This is a genomic window from Embleya sp. L77, from assembly GCF_055557415.1.
In genome coordinates this window covers 83629-101959 of record NZ_CM145710.1, presented here as the reverse complement: position 1 = coordinate 101959, position 18331 = coordinate 83629, and the positions used below count along the sequence as shown (strand labels likewise).

General features: G+C 70.2%; 11 protein-coding genes. 5 read left to right on the top strand and 6 right to left on the bottom strand.

Features of this window, described 5'->3' with window-relative positions; genetic code table 11:
• Positions 1-326: 326 nt before the first annotated feature.
• Complete coding sequence (locus ACZOOI_RS30255) at positions 327-941, bottom strand: TetR/AcrR family transcriptional regulator (RefSeq protein ID WP_465282752.1); 615 nt, start codon at positions 939-941, stop codon at positions 327-329.
• A 406-nt stretch (positions 942-1347) separates the two neighbouring features.
• A complete protein-coding gene (locus tag ACZOOI_RS30250) occupies positions 1348-3609 on the bottom strand; it encodes a glycoside hydrolase family 3 C-terminal domain-containing protein (RefSeq protein ID WP_465282751.1) in 2262 nt (753 codons plus the stop codon).
• 185 nt (positions 3610-3794) lie between these two features.
• Between ACZOOI_RS30250 and ACZOOI_RS30245 the strand changes: the two genes are divergently transcribed.
• Positions 3795-4817, top strand: coding sequence for a LacI family DNA-binding transcriptional regulator (locus tag ACZOOI_RS30245; RefSeq protein WP_465282750.1), 1023 nt, complete (start codon positions 3795-3797; stop codon positions 4815-4817).
• Between the two features lie 81 nt (positions 4818-4898).
• Here ACZOOI_RS30245 and ACZOOI_RS30240 read toward each other — a convergent pair whose 3' ends face one another.
• Entirely contained in the window at positions 4899-5933 is a 1035-nt protein-coding gene (locus ACZOOI_RS30240; protein ID WP_465282749.1) for a LacI family DNA-binding transcriptional regulator, read from the bottom strand.
• Positions 5934-6134: 201 nt separating this feature from the next.
• On the opposite strand from ACZOOI_RS30240, the gene rhaI reads away from it, so the two are divergent.
• The 3 genes from rhaI to ACZOOI_RS30225 all read left to right on the top strand — a co-directional run bounded on the left by rhaI (position 6135) and on the right by ACZOOI_RS30225 (position 11186).
• A complete protein-coding gene (rhaI, locus tag ACZOOI_RS30235; protein ID WP_465282748.1) occupies positions 6135-7301 on the top strand; it encodes an L-rhamnose isomerase in 1167 nt (388 codons plus the stop codon).
• A 214-nt stretch (positions 7302-7515) separates the two neighbouring features.
• The gene (locus tag ACZOOI_RS30230) at positions 7516-9567 is read left to right on the top strand and encodes a bifunctional aldolase/short-chain dehydrogenase (protein WP_465282747.1); all 2052 of its coding nucleotides are present in this window, start codon (positions 7516-7518) and stop codon (positions 9565-9567) included.
• 131 nt (positions 9568-9698) lie between these two features.
• A complete protein-coding gene (locus ACZOOI_RS30225; protein ID WP_465282746.1) occupies positions 9699-11186 on the top strand; it encodes a rhamnulokinase in 1488 nt (495 codons plus the stop codon).
• A gap of 328 nt (positions 11187-11514) precedes the next feature.
• On the opposite strand, the gene ACZOOI_RS30220 is transcribed toward ACZOOI_RS30225, so the two are convergent.
• From ACZOOI_RS30220 to ACZOOI_RS30210, 3 genes are all read right to left on the bottom strand, one after another.
• Positions 11515-12561: an alpha/beta hydrolase gene (locus ACZOOI_RS30220; RefSeq protein ID WP_465282745.1), complete on the bottom strand. Its 1047-nt coding sequence runs from the start codon at positions 12559-12561 to the stop codon at positions 11515-11517.
• A gap of 73 nt (positions 12562-12634) precedes the next feature.
• A complete protein-coding gene (locus tag ACZOOI_RS30215; RefSeq protein WP_465282744.1) occupies positions 12635-13405 on the bottom strand; it encodes an SDR family NAD(P)-dependent oxidoreductase in 771 nt (256 codons plus the stop codon).
• Between the two features lie 76 nt (positions 13406-13481).
• The gene (locus tag ACZOOI_RS30210) at positions 13482-14990 is read right to left on the bottom strand and encodes an MFS transporter (RefSeq protein WP_465282743.1); all 1509 of its coding nucleotides are present in this window, start codon (positions 14988-14990) and stop codon (positions 13482-13484) included.
• A gap of 345 nt (positions 14991-15335) precedes the next feature.
• On the opposite strand from ACZOOI_RS30210, the gene ACZOOI_RS30205 reads away from it, so the two are divergent.
• Complete coding sequence (locus ACZOOI_RS30205) at positions 15336-18041, top strand: family 78 glycoside hydrolase catalytic domain (RefSeq protein WP_465282742.1); 2706 nt, start codon at positions 15336-15338, stop codon at positions 18039-18041.
• Positions 18042-18331 lie beyond the last annotated feature (290 nt).

Here is an 18331-nt window from a genome sequence, read left to right as displayed (position 1 = left end):
GCCATCGTACGGACGATCGTGCCTGCCACCGACCATGACGTCGATCCGGACGTTCGTCGTGGACGTCCGATCCGGACCTCCGCAGAGCGACACGGCGGGCGATGAGCTCGCCGTGCCTTCATGCGGAAAAGGGCCGTCGACCCCTGTCGTTCGCCAAGGTTCAGTCGTTCCCGACACGGGAATCGGGTGCTCGACGCATCGTCGCTGATCACCCGCACCACCACCGCATGGCCGCGCGACGCCATGTCGAGCTGCGCGACGTCAAATTCCGCTATCCCGGGACGCAGGCGCGACCCCGGGCGGCGCCGGCCGGTCCGGGTCCCTTGTCACGGCCCGACAGGCCGGGTGATCAAGGTGACCAATGCGTCGACGACTCGGACCATGTCGACGGAGGGGTCCACCAGCCACTGCATCTGGATGCCGTCCACGGCAGCGATCACGAGACGCGCAAGGTCGTCCGCGGCGAGGTCGGTACGGGCGCGGCCGTCGGCCTGCAACTCGGCGATCCCCGCGCCGATCGCGGCGTGCAGGCGCTCGTACCTGCCGGCGAAGTACGCGGCTGCGATGTGCCCGGGGTCCGCGGCCGCCGCCGTCATCGCCACGTACAACCTGACCAGACCGGGAACGCCGGTGTTGTGCCGAACCGTTGCGATCACCGCCTCCAGCGGATCGTTCACCCCTTCGGACGCGGCGGTGGCTGCGCGATCCCGCTCGTCGACGACGGCGAGGAACAACTCGTCGCGAGAACCGAAGTAGTGCGTCAATCCGGTCGCCGTCAGTCCGACCCGCTCCGCGATCTTGTTCAACGAGGCCTTGCGATCACCTTCGTCGGCGAATACCTCCAAGGCGGTACGCAGGATCTGTTCCCGACGGGCGACGCCCTTGGGATACCGCCGACGAGGCGGCTTCGGACCGCCCGTCGCAGATGTCTCGCTACTCATCCGGAAAACCTACCCGACCAAGGTTTCTCGGCGGGCGGCCGCCGGTCATCGGCGAGAGGCGCGCCCAGCCGGATTCGGCGTGATCTGCCCGCTCCGCCGCTGGTCGCCCCTGGCGTTCCGAGTGCCCAGTTCCGCGACACGGATGGGGACCAATGCATCGGTCGGCGGGATAGCCGGGAACCGGCCGTGCGGCGAGCGATGATGTGCCCGCCCACGGAGAGCGGACTCGACATCCGGCGTGCCGAGCTCCGGCCGGATCGGGCCGAGCCGGTGCCGGTTCGCGGACAGTCGGGGAGCCGCCGGTCCTTGGAAGTGAGGGCGGAGTACGAAGAAGTCCTCGCCTTGCCGGAGGCGCGGCGACCGGCCGCCCATGCGACGGGGTGGCCGGTCGCCGCCGTGCGGGCGGTCAGACGGCCCGGCCTCCGGTATGGGAGGACAGGTCGATCAGCTCTTCGAGGTGCTTCGTGGTGACCAGGTGGCCGATGAAGCCCACGAACTGGCGCATGGGCATGGAGTCGACCATGCGCATCATGCGGGCGTTCTCCTCGGCCTCCTCCGGGCTCTGTTCCGGCATGCCCTGGCTCAGTCGTGTGGTGAGTTCGGGGCCGACGACCGGATGGGTGAACCAGTCGTTGACTGTGGAGTCCAGGGACAGTGGCTCGACGATGACATCGCCGGCGAGAGTGAGGGTGGTTTCCGTGACGATGTCCGCGGCGTTGCGGCCGATTTGGATGTGGTAGTCGCCGCCGGGGACGATCCAGCCCCGCTGGGCGGTGTCGTAGTAGGCGAACGCTCGTCGGTCGAGGTCGAAGGTGATCGTGCGGGACTCGCCGGGTTCCAAGGCCACCTTCGCGAACGCGCGCAGCTCGCGGGTGGGGCGCCGGACCGGGCCGGCCTCGGTCGCGACGTACACCTGCACGACGTGCTTTCCGGCACGGTCGCCGGTGTTCGACACCGTGACCGAGACGGTCGCCGTGTCGTCCCCGGTGAGCCTGGCGGTGACGTCGCCGGTCTCGAACGTGGTGTAGCTCAGGCCGTGCCCGAACGGGTATCGGACCGGCAGTTCGATGCTGTTGTAGTGGCGGTAGCCGACCATGACGCCCTCGCCGTAGCGCACGTGGCCGTTCTCGCCCGGGAAATTGAGGTAGCTCGGGTTGTCCTGGAGGCGCACGGGTACGGTTTCGGCGAGGTGGCCGGAGGGGTTGACCGCGCCGAACAGGACATCGGCGATGGCCTCGCCGCCGGCCTGGCCCAGGAGCCAGCCCTCGACGATCGCGTCGACCTCGTCGTGCCAGCCTTCGAGGGAGACCACGCCGCCGTTGGACAGGACGACGACGGTGCGTTCAGCGACGGCGGCCACCGCGCGGATGACGTCCACCTGCGCGGTGGGCAGGTCGAGGGTGGTGCGGTCGAAGCCCTCGGATTCGTCGCGTTCGTCGAGCCCGGCGAAGACCACCGCGACGTCCGCCCCGCGGGCGGCGGCGACGGCCTCGGCGAGCAGCGCCTGCGCGTCGGCGGGTGCGTTCGTGGCGAAACCGCAGGCGAAGGACACGGCGCGACGCCCGTCCGCGGCGAGGGCTCGGATCGCGTCCAGGGCAGCGGACGTGCGGGTGGCGTTGATGTGCGAACTGCCGCCGCCCTGATACCGCGGCACCGTGGCGAACTCGCCGATCACCGCGATGGACGCGGCACCCGACAGGGGCAGCGCACCGCCGTCGTTCTTGAGCAACACCACACACTCGGCGGCGAGTTCCCGAGCGAGCACGTGGTGCTCTTCCTCCTTCTCCGTGCGGTCGCCGCGCGCCTCGGTGGCAAGTCGCGTCAACGCGAGCACCCGGCGGACGCTGCGTTCGACGACGCCGCGGTCGAGGGTGCCGTTGCGCACGGCCTCGACGATCTTCCCGTCGCCCGTGCCGTCGTCGGCGGGCATGGCCAGGTCCAGGCCCGCGGCCAGCGCCGCCACGCGGTCCCCGACGGCGCCCCAGTCCGAGACGACCAGGCCCTCGAAACCCCATTCCTCGCGCAGGACTTCGGTCAACAGCCAATGATTCTGCGAGGCGGGCACGCCGTTGATCCGGTTGTACGAACACATCACCGTCGCGGGCCGGGCCTGGGTGACGACGCGTTCGAAGGCCGGGAAGTAGATCTCGCGGAGCGCGCGTTCGTCGACGTCGGCGCTGACCCGCATGCGATCGTGCTCCTGATTGTTGGCCGCGAAGTGCTTGACCGACGCACCCACGCCCTCGGCCTGCATGGCCTGCACGTGCGCGGTGGCCAGTACGCCGGAGAGCAGCGGGTCCTCCGAGTAGTACTCGAAGTTACGTCCGCACAGGGGCGAGCGCTTGATGTTGACGCCCGGCCCGAGGACCACGTGGATGCCGTACGACCGTGCCTCGCGGGCGACGGCGGCACCGACGCGGGCCGCGACGTCCGGGTCCCAACTGGAGCCGACCGCGACCGCGGGCGGGAAACAGGTCGCCGGCAGGCTTGCGTTGATACCGAGGTGGTCTGCGGTGTCGTCCGGTGGACGCACACCATGTGGGCCGTCGACCAGCACTATCGGCGGCACCCCCGCGTCCTCCACGGGCTTGGTCGTGCTGAAGTCCCGCCCGGTGAGCAGCGAGGCCTGTACTTCGAGACTGAGGGAGTGAGGGTCGACGTCGGGCACCTGGAGTCCTTTCGGGACGGGCGACGGCTTGCACTGCGCGCTTCCCGGCGAAGCGTCGACAGGACGGGGCGGTCGCTCCGACGTCGGCCGCCACAAGGACTAGCGCGCGCTAGTGGTGGATGTCGGGTACGTTATGCTCGCGGGCCGACATAACGCAAGCGGCCTCGAGGAGCAAAGGGGGATCAGTGCCCGAGTCGGCACCGCCGCGCCGGGTCACGGCGGCGGACATCGCCCGGGCCGTCGGCGTCTCCCGCGCCACGGTGGGCTTCGTCCTCAATAACACCGCAGGGCAGACGATCTCCGAAGGGACCCGGGCGCGCGTACTCGACGCCGCCGCTCGACTGGGCTACCGGCCCAACAAGGCCGCGACGGCGCTCGCCGGCGGCCGCAGCCGGATCATCCTGCTGATGTTGCCGGACTGGCCCGTCGATTTCAGCGTGCGGACGTATCTCGAGGAAGCCTCCCGCGCCCTGGACGAGGCGGGGTACTCGCTCGTGACGCAGACCCACTCGTCCGCGCGCGTCGCCCGTCCGCTGTGGGAAGCACTGAGCCCCGACGTGGTCATCGGCTGGGCTCGGTTCGACGAGGAGGACGTTGCGTCCATGCGCGCCGCCGGGATCACCCGCATCGTGCCGCGCCCGGACGCGCAGGTCCCGTTCGACGAGGTTTCCGGGGCGGGTGAAGGAGCTCGGCTGCAGGTCGACCACCTCTGCGACCTGGGCCACCGCAAGCTCGCCTTCGCCGGCTCGGCGGACCCTCGCATAGCCGACTTGGTGCGGGCCCGGGTCTCGGTCGCCGGGAAGCGGGCGGGTGCCCTCGGCGTCGAACTCGCCGAGATGCGCGCGGTCGGGCCTGCGGATCGGTCGGCGGTCGAGGCCGTGCGCGAGTGGCACGCGGCCGGAGTCACCGGGGTCGTCGCGTACAACGACGACGTCGCCGCGGCCGTGGCGAGTGCCGCGCTGCGCTCCGGGCTGCGGATCCCCGACGACCTGGCGGTGATCGGGCACGACGACAGCCCGCTGGCCGCGCTCTTCGTGCCGTCGCTGTCGAGTGTGCGGATGGACGCGGTGCAAGCAGGCCGGTTCATGGCCGAAGTGGCGCTGCGAGAAGCGCAGGACCGGGCCTTGCCCCCGACGCGCTACGAGCCCGCTACGCGCCTGGTCGTCCGCGAGTCGACGGCCGGCCGGGTGGACCCGAATGACGCTTGACGCGTCGGCGGTGAACGGCGACCGCTGCTGCGACGGTACTCGCCCGACAAGGGCCGGACCGGCGGGCCGGTCCGGCCTCGTTCAGTCGGCGACTCGGGCGGCCCGGCGGCTGGAGTCGCGGACGACCAGTTCCGGCCGTAGCACGATGCGCCGGTGGGTGTGTTCGTCGTCGGTGGTTGCGTCGGTCTCGGCGAGCAGCAGCTCGGCGGCGGTGCGGCCGATGCGCGCGGCGGGCTGGCGTACCGAGGACAGCGGGACGGCGGCGGCCGCCGCGAATTCGATGTCGTCGTAGCCGACCAGGGCGATGTCGTGGGGCACCCGCACGCCGGCGGCGTACAGGGATTGCAGCAGGCCGAGAGCCAGCAGGTCGTTCGCGCAGAACACCGCGGTCGGGCGTGGTGACATGCCCAGGAGCCGGGCTCCGGCGTCCCGGCCCGCGGCCACGTCCGGGCGGTCCGATTCGATCGACGTCAGTGCGTCGTCGGCGAGCCCGCTCTCGCGGATGGCGTCGAGGCCGCCGGCGAATCGGTCGCGGACCTGGGCGAGGTGCGGGGGACCGCCGACGTAGGCGATTCGCCGGTGTCCGGAGGAGACCAGGTGGCGAACCGCCATGGCCCCGCCGAGGACGTCGTCGACGGAGACGGAACAGCCTTGATCGGCGGGCAGGGCGCGGTCGACCAGTACGAACGGGATGCCCCTGGCCCGCAGGAGTTCGACGGTCCGTCGGCTGGTGTCCGCGGGGGTCACCAGCACGCCGCGGACCCGCTGTTCGGCGAAGAGCGAGAGGTAGTCGGTCTCCTCGTCCCTGCTGCCCGCGCTGTTGCAGACCATGACGCCCAGACCGACCTCGCGCAGCGCGCGTTCGGCGCCCTTGGCCACCTCGGCGAAGAACGGGTTGGCCAGGTCCAGGACGAGCATGGCGACGATGCGGCTGCGTCCGGCGCGGAGTTGACGCGCGGTCTCGCTGCGGACGTACCCCAACTGCGCGATGGCCGCGCGCACCCGGTCCCGGGTGTCGGCGGAGACGAGTTCGGGGTTGTTGATGACGTTCGAGACGGTCCCGACGGAGACCCCGGCCACACGCGCGACGTCCTTGATACCCGCTTTGCCTGCCACGTGCCTCGCCTCCGCCATCGTTTCAAGCCGACCCCCGGCCGTTGATCCATGGTAGGCGGCGGCGCGGAGCAGCCACCGAATGGCCGAACTTTGCGGCATTCCGCGCTCACGGCGTTCCCGTTGACAGCGGTCTGATTCGCGGATAGCTTACGCGCAATTGAAACGTTTCATTCAAATGGTCTCACGAAAAATGGAGTCGAGATGGCGTCCACGACCGCGGTGCGTGCCGCGCTGAAGGCGCAGCGGATCGAGACGCCCTCGTGGGCGTACGGGAACTCCGGGACCCGCTTCAAGGTGTTCGCACAGCAGGGGGTGCCGCGCGATCCCTTCGAGAAGCTGGCCGACGCGGCCCGGGTGCACGCCTTCACCGGCATCGCGCCGTCGGTGTCGCTGCACATTCCCTGGGACAGGGTGGACGACTACGCGGCGCTGGCGGAGTACGCCAAGGACCACGGGGTGACCGTCGGGGCGATCAACAGCAACGTGTTCCAGGACGACGACTACATGCTGGGGTCGGTGACCAACCCGGACCCGCGGATCCGCCGCAAGGCGACCGATCACCTGCTGGCGTGCGTCGACGTGATGGACGCGACGGGCTCCCGGGACCTGAAGCTGTGGTTCTCGGACGGCACGAACTACCCGGGCCAGGACGACATCCGGGCGCGTCAGGACCGGCTGGCGCAGGCTCTGGCGCAGGTGTACGCGCGATTGGGCGGCGACCAGCGGATGATCCTGGAGTACAAGTTCTTCGAGCCCGCGTTCTACACGACTGATGTGCCGGACTGGGGCACGGCCTACGCACACTGCCTCAAACTGGGGGAGCGGGCCAAGGTCGTCGTCGACACCGGCCACCACGCGCCGGGCACGAACATCGAGTTCATCGTCGCGCTGCTGCTGCGCGAGGACAGACTCGGTGCGTTCGACTTCAACTCGCGGTTCTACGCGGACGACGACCTGATGGTGGGGGCGGCCGACCCGTTCCAGCTGTTCCGCATCATGCACGAGGTGGTACGCGGCGGCGGGCTCGACGCGGGCACCGAGGTCGCGTTCATGCTCGACCAGTGCCACAACATCGAGCCGAGGATCCCCGGCCAGATCCGCTCGGTGATGAACGTCCAGGAAGCGACCGCCAAGGCGCTGCTCGTGGACGCCGAGGCGCTGGAGGCCGCACAACGGGCGGGCGACGTGCTCGGCGCGAACGCGGTGCTGATGGACGCGTACAACACCGACGTACGCCCGCTGCTCGCCGACCTGCGCGGTGAACTGGGCCTGGCGCCGGACCCGATGGCCGCCTACGCGGCATCCGGCCACGCCGAGCGCATCCGCGCCGAGCGGGTCGGCGGTGCCCAGGCCGGTTGGGGTGCCTGACCACCGCGATCGACCGACCACCCTCGTCCCGTCGTGACCGGCACTTCGCCGCCCGAACAGCCCCCACCGACAGGCCGCACCCAGCGATGACCGCAGTTCCCGATCGATGGCCGGAGCGTCCCCAAGAGCGGGGCGGACACTCCTTCCGAGCCATCGGCACGCCGCCGGCCGTACCCGGTCCTCCCGGACCGCCTCACCTTCTCAGGAAAACCTCATGAAGCGACCCACGAACCCGGTGGTGGAAACACTGCTGAACCGCTCCCACGCCCTGGGCGCCGACCCCCGCAACACCAACTACGCCGGGGGCAACACCTCGGCCAAGGGCACCGCACTCGACCCGGTCACCGGCCACCCGGTCGAACTGATGTGGGTCAAGGGCTCGGGCGGCGACCTGGGCACCCTCACCGCGGGCGGCCTGGCCGTGCTGCGCCCGGACCGGTTGCGCGCACTGGCCGACGTCTACCCGGGCGTCGATCGCGAGGACGAGATGGTCGCCGCGTTCGACTTCTGCGCGCACGGCACCGGCGGCGCCGCGCCCTCGATCGACACCGCGATGCACGGCCTGCTCGACGCCGCACACGTGGACCACCTGCACCCCGACTCCGGGATCGCACTCGCCACCGCGGCGGACGGCGAGAAACTGACCGCCGAGTGCTTCGGCGACACGGTGGTGTGGGTGCCGTGGCGACGCCCCGGCTTCCAACTGGGCCTGGACATCGCGGCGATCAAGGCGGCCGACCCGCGGGCGATCGGCTGCGTCCTCGGCGGCCACGGCATCACCGCCTGGGGGGACACCTCCGAGGAGTGCCAAGCCAATTCGCTGCACATCGTCCGCACCGCCGAGGCGTTCATCGCGCAGCGGTTCGACCCCGCCCGGCACCCGTTCGGAGAGCCGTTGCCCCGGTATGCGCCGCTCCCCGAGCCGCGGCGCCACGCCCGGGCGGCGGAACTCGCGCCGCTGCTGCGCGGGTCGGCCTCCACCGATCGGCCGCAGGTGGGGCACTTCACCGACGCCGACGTGGTGCTGGACTTCCTCGCCCGTGCGGAACACCCGCGGCTCGCCGCCCTGGGCACCTCGTGCCCGGACCACTTCCTGCGCACCAAGGTGCGTCCGCTCGTCCTCGACACCGCGCCCGAGGCGCCGCTCGAGGAGGTGGCCGCGCGCCTGCGCGAACTGCACGCGTCCTATCGTGAGGAGTACGCGGCCTACTACGCCCGTCACGCGACCGAGGACTCGCCCGCGATGCGCGGCGCCGACCCGGCGATCGTGCTGGTGCCCGGCATCGGGATGTTCTCGTACGGCAAGGACAAGCAGACCGCCCGGGTGGCGGGCGAGTTCTATGTGAACGCGATCAACGTGATGCGCGGCGCGGAGACGGTCTCGACCTACGCCCCGATCGAGGAGGCCGAGAAGTTCCGCATCGAGTACTGGGCACTGGAGGAGGCAAAGCTCGCCCGGCTGCCCGAGCCCAGGCCGCTCGCCGGCCGGGTGGCTCTGGTCACCGGTGCCGGCTCCGGTATCGGCAAGGCCATCGCGCAACGCCTCGCCGGCGAAGGCGCGTGCGTGGTGGTCGCGGACGTGAACGCCGGGAACGCGGCTGCCGTCGCGGCCGAACTCGGCGGCTCGGACCGGGCGGTGGCGGTGACGGTGGATGTGACCGACGAGGAGCGGATCAAGGCCGCGTTCGCCGAGGCCGCCCTCGCCTACGGCGGTGTGGACCTGGTCGTCAACAACGCCGGCATCTCGATCTCCAAGCCGCTGCTGGAGACCACCGCCCGTGACTGGGACCTCCAGCACGACATCATGGCCCGCGGCTCGTTCCTGGTCTCGCGCGAGGCCGCCCGACTGATGATCGACCAGCGACTCGGCGGCGACATCGTCTACATCGCCTCCAAGAACGCCGTGTTCGCGGGGCCGAACAACATCGCCTACAGCGCCACCAAGGCCGACCAGGCCCACCAGGTACGCCTGTTGGCCGCCGAACTCGGCGAGCACGGCATCCGCGTCAACGGCGTCAACCCGGACGGCGTCGTGCGTGGGTCCGGCATCTTCGCCGCCGGTTGGGGCGCACAGCGCGCCGCCGTCTACGGCGTCGAGGAGGACAAGCTCGGCGAGTTCTACGCCCGACGCACCCTGCTCAAGCGCGAAGTGCTTCCCGAACACGTCGCCAACGCGGTCTTCGCCCTGACCGGAGGCGACCTCTCGCACACCACGGGGCTGCACATCCCGGTGGACGCCGGAGTCGCCGCCGCCTTCCTGCGCTGAGAGTGCCGAGCGCGCCGAGTCGAACCGGCGACAGGAAGAACGTCCGTGCCGCTCCCGGCGGGTGAAGTTCGCCGGTGAGCGGCATGTTCGCACCACACCAGACGTGAACCGAAACGATTGCCGAGGCTGCCATGTCCCATCCCGATCAGCCCGCCGGTTTCGCCGCAGTGGACCTCGGCGCGTCCAGTGGACGAGTGATAGTCGGCCGGGTCGGGCCCGACACCGTCGACCTCACCGAGGTCCACCGGTTCCCCAACACGCCGGTGAGTGTCGGCGGTGTACTGCACTGGGACATTCTGAACCTGTACGCGGGGGTGTTGGAGGGCCTGCGCGCCGCCGGGCAGTCGGCAGGACCGATAGCCGGAGTCGGCATCGACTCGTGGGCTGTGGACTTCGGCCTGCTGGACGCATCCGGCGCCCTCCTCGGCAACCCCGTGCACTACCGCGACATTCGCACCGACGGCATCCCCGAGCTGGTCTACGAGACGGTGCCTGCAGCCGAGCTGTATGCCGCGACCGGCATCCAGCACGCCCCGTTCAACACCGTCCACCAGCTTGTCGCAGCCCGCGGCACTCCCCAGTTCGCCGCCGCGCGCCGAGTGCTGCTGATCCCGGATCTGCTCGCGTACTGGCTGACCGGCGTGTCCGGGACCGAAATCACCAACGCCTCCACCACCCAGCTTCTCGACCCGGCCACCGGGCAGTGGGCCGACGACGTGGCCACCCGCCTCGGCATCGACACCGCGCTGTTCCCGCCGCTGCGCAAGCCCGGCGATCACACGGGATTCCTGCGCGACGACGTGCTGGCCCAGGCGGGCCTGGCAGGCCCGGTCGCGGTCACCGCGGTCGGCTCGCACGACACCGCTTCGGCGGTCGTCGGCGTGCCTGCCGAGGGCAACCGCTTCGCCTACATCTCCAGCGGCACCTGGTCGCTCGTCGGCCTCGAACTCGATGTGCCGGTCCGCACCGAGGACAGTCGCCGCGCCAACTTCACCAACGAACTCGGCGTCGACGGCACCATTCGCTACCTGCGCAACATCATGGGCCACTGGTTGCTCCAGGAGTGCATGCGGCAGTGGACCCGCGAGGGACGGCCGCAAGACCTCACGTCGCTGCTGGCAGCGGCCGCCGATGTGCCGCCGCTCCGGTCGATCATCGACGCCGGTGATCCCGGCTTCCTCGCCCCCGACAACATGCCCCGCCGCATCACGAAGGCTTGCACGGCTGCCGGAGATCCGGAACCGAGCACCCCCGCCGAACTCACGCGATGCATCTTCGACAGCCTGGCGTTGGCCCACCGCGAGGCGATCGCGGACGCGCAACGTCTGTCCGGGCGCCGGGTCGACACCGTGCACATCGTGGGCGGCGGTGCGCAGAACGCACTGCTGTGCCAGGCCACCGCCGACGCCTGCGGCCTGCCGGTGGTCGCCGGACCGGTGGAGGCCGCCGCGATCGGCAACATCCTGGTCCAAGCCCGAGCCCACGGCGTCGTCCACGGCACACTCGGTCAGCTGCGTTCGCTGACCCGCCGCACCCAGACTCTGCGTACCTACCTGCCCCGCAGCGCGCAGGCCTGGGACGCTGCCGCACAGCGGCTGGCCGAGCGCCGCGCTCGCTGACCCGCCCCGCCCCCAAGCTGACCCCATCCCACGCATGGCCTGTCCCTCGGCGCTGGTCGACGCCGCGAAGCAGCCAGACGACACCGGTCTCGCCGAACTGCTCGCCGACAACCTGACGGACTATCGGGCCCACGCTCACCGGGCCACTGAGCCGGACCCTGCCGGACCTGGTCGGCCGCCTGCCCGCCGCCCGAGACACGCGGACCGGGGCCGTGTCTCCCGGACTGCCCGACGATGGCTTGCCCCGCGACCCGGGCATCCTGGCCCTCCGCGACGACGGCACCCTGACAGCAGCCGAACTCCTGGAACTCGACCGGGTCGAAGAAGTTCACGGCCCAGAACCCTGGATGGTGCCGGTCGGCGATTGAGCACCTCTGAAAACGCGTGTGGGCCCGGCGCCTGCCGGGCCCACACGCGTCTGCCCCGACATGACTTCGGCGAGGCTTGCCGGGCCGCCCAAGAGGGCGGCGCCGTCGACGATGCGGCCTTCGGCGACGCGGTTGATGAACGCGGCGGTGCGGGTGGCGGCTTCCGTGGCCTCGGGGAGGAACCCCGCCGTGATCTGCCACGCGTGGCTCAACTTGGGCCACACTTCCAGCTCGACGTGGACACCGGCTCGGGCGGCCCGAGCCACCAGATCGAGCGAGTCGTCGAGAAGGCGCTCCGCGGCGGACGCCTGGACGAACAACGGGGGGAGCCCCTGCAGATCGGCGAGTACGGGGGAGATCAGCGGGTCATCGGCGGCGTGCGCACCCAGGTAGTCGCGGCTCATCGAGCCGTCCATGCCCTGGAGCACGAGGTCGGTGTCCCGGCGGTCGACCCAGCTTCCGGATTCGTACCGCTCGCCGCGCTGGTCGAACACGCCGGAGTAGAGCACGCCCGCGAGGGCCCGGGGGTCGTCGTCGGCGGCCAGGCGCAGCAGGACACCCAAGGCGAGGTTGGCCCCCGCCGACTCCCCGGCGACCACGACGCGCGGCGCGAGAGTTGCGGCGTATTCGAACGCCGCGGTGCAGTCGTCCAGCCCGGCGGGGTAGGGGTCTTCGGGGGCGAGCCGGTACTCGGGGAGTACGACGCGTGCGCCGGTGCCGAGGGCAAGGTGGGCCCCGATCGCCCGGGCCATGCCGGCGGTGCCCGACCGGAAGCCCCCGCCGTGGATGTAGAGGACCACCATGTCCTCGCGGGGAGCGTCCGGTGTCATCAGGTACGACCCCTGCTCCAACGCCCCGGCCGGCTCGTCGTGAACGCCCGGCACAGCCCGGTACATGGAGGAGAGTTCGGCCTGCTGCCGTCGTTCGGCTGCCCGGTCGGCCGGGGGCGGGGACTTGTGGCCTGCTTCGATGATGCTCTCCATGAGAGCGAAAGCCTTGCTCGGCATGGGCAGGGCCCCTTTCGCGATCCAAGTGGTGCCCTGGACGGGGACGGCTCCGGGTCGCCCAGGGCACCAGCGCCTACTGGTGGGTTCCGCCGTCGACGCGGATTTCGGTGCCGGTGATGAACGCGCCGTCGTCGGATGCGAGCATCGCGATCACTCCCGCGACCGTCTCCGGCGGTGCGAAGCCCTGCCCGAGCGCGGGCTGCAGCTTGGCGAACAGCTCGAAATCGACGTCCTCCGGGAGGTGCTGGAGCGTGGTCTCGGTCATGCCGCTCCGAATGCTGCCCGGCGCCACACAGACCGCCCGCAGGCCCTGCTTGGCGTATTCGAGGGCGATGCTGTGCGTGAACGACTGGATGCCGCCCTTGCTGGCGGAGTAGGCGGCCATGTAGGGATGCGCGAACGAGGCCGAGGTGGAGCTGAAGTTCACCACGACGCCCGCGCCGGTCTTCAGCAACGCGGGCAGCGCAGCACGGGTGACCAGGAACGTGCCGGTCAGGTTGACCGCGATGATGCGATTCCACGCGGCGAGCTCGCACTCGTGGGTGTGGGCGCCTCGCAGCATTCCGGCGGCGTTGACGAGTATGTCGAGGCCGCCGAGTTCGTCCACGCTGTCGGAGACGATCGCGTTGACCGCGCTCTCGTTCGAGATGTCGAGAACGCGGGTGGTCAGCCGCTCGGCGCCGCCGGCGGTTTCGGCGCGCGTGACCGTTTCGGTCAGACCTTCCTCGGCGACGTCGACGGCGACGACTCGGGCCCCTTCGGCGAGCAGGCGCGCGACAGTGGCCTGTCCGATGCCGGACGCGCCGCCGGTGACGAGGACGCGCTTGCCGGTGAAACGTTCCATGTCTAGCTCCCTGAGACTTGTGAGCGGTGGGCCGGAGTGCAGGTTCGATCGGATGGCGTCGTGCCCCGACCGGGCGTCAGCGGCGGGTGTGGGGCGCGGTGCCGGCCTGTGCCTGGGTGGCGGCCTCGACCGGTGTGCGGACCTTGGGGATCATCAGGGCGATGACGAGTGCGACTGCGAGCATGGCCGCGCCGGCAAGGTAGGCCGTCCGGTAGCCGTCGTCGGTGTACAGCGCGGTGCCTTGGACGACGTTGGCGTCGTCGTTGAGGATCGAGAAGATCACCTGTGTGGAGATGGCACCGAGGACGCCGGTCAGCAGGCTGCCGACGCCGTTGGCGGTCGTCTGGTCCTCGGGCTTGACTGCGCCGATGATCAGGATCGGTGTAGAGGCGAGCACGAGGCCCATGCCGACGGCGAACAGCGGGCCGAAGACGACGAACTGCCACTTCTCGTAATGATTCGCGGACGTGACCAGGACGCCGGCGACCGCCAGCGCGAGGCCGGTGACAAGGGTGAGCTTCGCGCTGTAGCGGTTGGCGAGCAGCCCCACGGCGGCACCGCATGCCAGGAGCAGGATGCTGGAGTGCACGCCCAGGGCGGCGTTCTCGGTCGCCGTGTATCCGAGACCGTCGGACATGCCCGGGATCTTCGGGTACAGCGCCAGGAGCTGGTTGATGGTGCCGGTGGAGAACAGCACTCCGCTTGCCATGCCACCGGAGAGCAGGACGAGCAGGAGCCGACGCTCGCGCAGCAGGCGCACGTCCAGGAGCGGATGGGCGACGCGGTGTTCGACGACCAGGAACAGGACGAAGGCGGCGACGCCGCCGATCAGGTAGGCGAGCGTCCACGCGTCGGTCCAGCCCCATTCGGCGCCCTTGCCGATGCCGTACACGAGTGCCGTCGCGCTGCCGCCGAGCAGGAGGCCGCCGAACCAGTCGAACGATGTGCGGGCCGCGCGCAGCGGGCTCTCGGGGACGACCAGCAGCAGCAGGACGAGTGCGACGACGCTGTTGACGGCGAGGAACCACAACACGCCGCGGAAGCCGTGGTTGTCCTGGAGCCAGCCGGACAACCACGGCCCGGCCAGGGCGGTGAGTCCCGCGCTGGTCGCCACGACGCCCGTTGCCGTGCCCACCCATCCGGCCGGGAACACGTCGCGGACGATGGAATACGTCAGGGCCGTGACGACCGCGTAGATGCCGACCAGGAAGCGTGCGGAGAGCATCAGTCCCCAGGTCGGCGCGAGCGCGCACAGGGTCTCGCCGATGACACCGACCACGGACGCGACGACCATGACGCGCTTCTTGCCGAACATGTCGGCGGCCTTGATCAGGAACGGCACGCTCATGGTGCTCACCAGCGTGGTGATCAAGGTGAACCAGGCGATCTGGGTCGTGTGGAAGTGCTGCGCGATCAGGACTTGGGCATTGCCCAGCAGCAGCCCGGACATCGACAACACGACGGTCGGCCAGGCCAGGGCGACGACCAGGAGGACGTAGTATGCCTTCGAGCGTTCCTCCACGCCGTCCGGCGAAGTGCCGGGCGGCTCGTCGAGGTGGTCCGAAAGCGCTGTGGTGGTGCTCATGAGGGCGTCCTCCATGGACTGTACGTGCATCCGCCGAGGCGGGAAAACCGGCCTACAGGGCGCGTGGCCCACATCCGGGCCTTGAGATGTGATTGAAACGATTCATAACGTTCCCGCGCCCTTGCTCATGGATTGGGGAGTCCACTTGAGCGTCAGGGAAGTGGATTGAGCTTAGATCGAGAAACCATGGAGCACCAGGTTTCTTCGAGATGAAGTTTTGTGTCCAAGTGGTCACGCCTCCCCGGGGGGTGCGCAGGGGTGCGCACGACGCAGGGTGTGGACTCGAGCGGTGAGGATGATTTGTGCAACAGGTGCGCTCTGCTCGTCAGTCTTTGCATTGATGGTATGAAACGATTCACCCCTCCGCCGTTGTTGATCCACGCCGCCACTGGAGCGCACATGGTCGCCCCCCACCACCTCCGCGTCGAGCACCTCGAATCCCCGTTGGGGCTGCACGTCCGGCGCCCTCGGTTGTCCTGGCTGCTGCCCGTGGGTTCTTCCCGGCAGTTTGCGTATCGGCTACGCACCGACGCGTGGGATTCGGGGCGGGTCGACAACGAGCGTTCGGTGCTGGTGCCGTACGCCGGGCCCCGGACGCGGTCAGGGGAGCGCGTCGGTTGGCAAGTGAAGGTGTGGACCGACCTGGGCGAGAGCCCGTGGTCCGAGGAGTCGTCGTGGGAGGCCGGGCTCCTGGAAGCCGAGGACTGGACGGCCCGATGGATCGAACCCCGCGACCCGCAACCGCGCCCGCCGGCGGGTGAGCGCCCGGCGCACCTGCTCCGCCGGGACTTCCTGCTCGCGACCCCGGCGATCCGTGCCCGCCTGTACGCCACCGCGCACGGAATCTACGAGGCTTTCCTCAACGGCAAGCGCGTCGGGGACCTGGAGCTGACCCCCGGCTACACCGCCTACCGCGACAACCTCCACGTCCAGGCGTACGACGTCACCGAACTCGTGGCCGAGGGCGCGAACACACTGGGAGCCGTCCTGTCCGACGGGTGGTTCCGCGGCCGGGCCGGTGCGATGCGCATCGCCGACAGCTTCGGCGAGCGCACCGCGCTGCTGTTCCAACTGCACGCCGAGCACGAGGACGGAAGCGTCACCGTTCTGGGCACCGACGACTCGTGGACCACGTCGACCGCCGAGATCATCGCCGCCGACCTGATGGACGGCCAGCGCCACGACCTGCGTCGCGCCACACCCGGGTGGTCCGCGCCGGGTTTCGACGGCTCGGAATGGACCAAGGCAACCGTCGCGTCGGGCGGCCTGTACGACGACTTCGCCCGGCTGACCGCCTCTCCGGCCCCGCCGGTGCGGCGCGTCGAGGAGATCCGCCCGCGCTCGATCACGGTTCTCGAGTCGGGCCGCCAAGTCGTCGACCTGGGGCAGAACATCAACGGCTGGGTCCGACTCACGGTCCCAGCCGACGCCGAGCTGACCCTGACCCACGGCGAAGCACTCGACGCCGACGGCGATGTCACCACCGATCACCTGCGCGGACATGACTTCCAAACCTTCGAACCGCTGCCCGTCGGTCAGGTGGACCACGTCGTCTCGGGCGACCGGCCGGGTGAGGTATTCGAGCCGCGACACACCACGCACGGCTTCCGGTACGTCCGTGTGGAGGGCGCCCGCGACGTTCTCTCGCCGGATGACGTGAGTGGCGTCGTCGTGCACACGGACCTGCGCCGCACGGGCCGCTTCCGATGCAGCGACGACCGGATCAACCGTCTCCACGAGATCGCCGACCGAAGCTTCCGCGGCAACGCGTGCGACATCCCCACCGACTGCCCGCAGCGTGAACGCGCGGGCTGGACCGGTGACTGGATGTTGTACGTGCCGACCGCCGCGTTCCTCTACGACGTGGCGGGATTCTCCGTCAAGTGGCTGCGCGACCTGGCCGTGGACCAGTGGGACGACGGGTGCCTGACCAATTTCGCCCCCGATCCCGGCGGGCGCGCCGTGCAGCATCTGCCCGCCGAGATCCTGGAGATGTTCGCCGGATCGTCCGCGTGGGGCGACGCGTCGGTGATCGTGCCGTGGGAACTGTGGCGCGCGTACGGCGACCTCGACGCGCTCGCCGAGTTCCGGCCCATGATGGTTCGGTGGGTGGACTTCGCCGCCGAACGCGCTCGCACGCGGCGTCACCCGAGCCGCGAGGCGGCGCGTCCGGAAGCGGCGCCGCACGAGGAGTTCCTGTGGGACGCCGGCTTCCATTGGGGTGAGTGGACCGAGCCCGGTGTCGACGAGAACGCGTTCCGTGCCGCCGACCACGGGGCGGTGGCCACCGCGTACCTGCACCGATCGGCCTCCTTGCTGTCCCGGATCTCGTCCCTGACCGGCCACGGCGAGGACGCCGAGCGGTACGCCCGACTCGCCGAACGCACCCTGCACGCGTGGCGCGCGGAGTTCATCGGCGAATCCGGCTCGTTGACGCCGCACACGCAGGCCACCTACGTGCGGGCGCTCGCGTTCGACCTCGTCCCCGAGCACCTGCGCCCGGCCACGGGCGAGCGGCTCGTCGGCCTGATCCGGGAGGCGGACACACATCTGGGCACCGGGTTTCTCGCCACCCCGTATCTGCTGCCCGTCCTTGCCGACACCGGGTATCCGGACGTGGCCTACGAACTCCTGCTCCAGGACACGGAACCGTCCTGGCTCACCATGGTCGACCGCGGCGCCACCACGATCTGGGAGCACTGGAACGGCATCGACGAAGTCGGCGTGGCCCACGCCTCGCTCAACCACTACAGCAAGGGCGCGGTGATCTCCTTCCTGCACACCCGCCTCGCCGGCATTCGCCCCCCTGCCGACCCCGATTCGCCGACCGCGGGCTACCGCAGGTTCGAGATCGCTCCCGTGCCGGGCGGGGGACTGACCTGGGCGGAGGCGGAGTTTCAGTCCCCGTACGGCACCATCGCTTCCGCTTGGCGAATCGACGACGGGGTCTTCAGCCTCGTGGTGACCGTCCCGCCCGGCACGGAGGCCGACGTACGTCTTCCCGACGGCCGTACGTTCCGCGCGGGCCCGGGGGACCACACGTACCGCTGAGACGGATGATGGGCGTGGCGGGCAGCCGAATTCAGTGGTCGAGCCGGAGGAGAACCGTGCCGGAGGTGCCGTCGTGTGCGGTGCTACCGGTGAGCACCGCGGACGGGTCATCGAGTGAGACCTGCTTGCTGATCAGTTGGGGTGCCGGCTCGCCGAACTGTCGGCGGCGCGGGCCGCTTTGCCGCCACCCTCACTCCCGACGGCCACGCCGCATGAACTTGCCTCGATCCTCCATTTTGTGTATTGATTACACGATCAACGTGCAGTCGTGCTGCACCGTGCTCGGAGGC

Excerpts from the sequence above, each read along its gene's own strand:
- ACZOOI_RS30255 (WP_465282752.1), bottom strand. The coding sequence starts at position 941 with ATGAGTAGCGAGACATCTGCGACGGGCGGTCCGAAGCCGCCTCGTCGG.
- rhaI (WP_465282748.1), top strand. The coding sequence starts at position 6,135 with ATGGCGTCCACGACCGCGGTGCGTGCCGCGCTGAAGGCGCAGCGGATC.
- ACZOOI_RS30230 (WP_465282747.1), top strand. The coding sequence starts at position 7,516 with ATGAAGCGACCCACGAACCCGGTGGTGGAAACACTGCTGAACCGCTCC.
- ACZOOI_RS30225 (WP_465282746.1), top strand. The coding sequence starts at position 9,699 with ATGTCCCATCCCGATCAGCCCGCCGGTTTCGCCGCAGTGGACCTCGGC.
- ACZOOI_RS30220 (WP_465282745.1), bottom strand. The coding sequence starts at position 12,561 with ATGCCGAGCAAGGCTTTCGCTCTCATGGAGAGCATCATCGAAGCAGGC.
- ACZOOI_RS30215 (WP_465282744.1), bottom strand. The coding sequence starts at position 13,405 with ATGGAACGTTTCACCGGCAAGCGCGTCCTCGTCACCGGCGGCGCGTCC.
- ACZOOI_RS30210 (WP_465282743.1), bottom strand. The coding sequence starts at position 14,990 with ATGAGCACCACCACAGCGCTTTCGGACCACCTCGACGAGCCGCCCGGC.
- ACZOOI_RS30205 (WP_465282742.1), top strand. The coding sequence starts at position 15,336 with ATGAAACGATTCACCCCTCCGCCGTTGTTGATCCACGCCGCCACTGGA.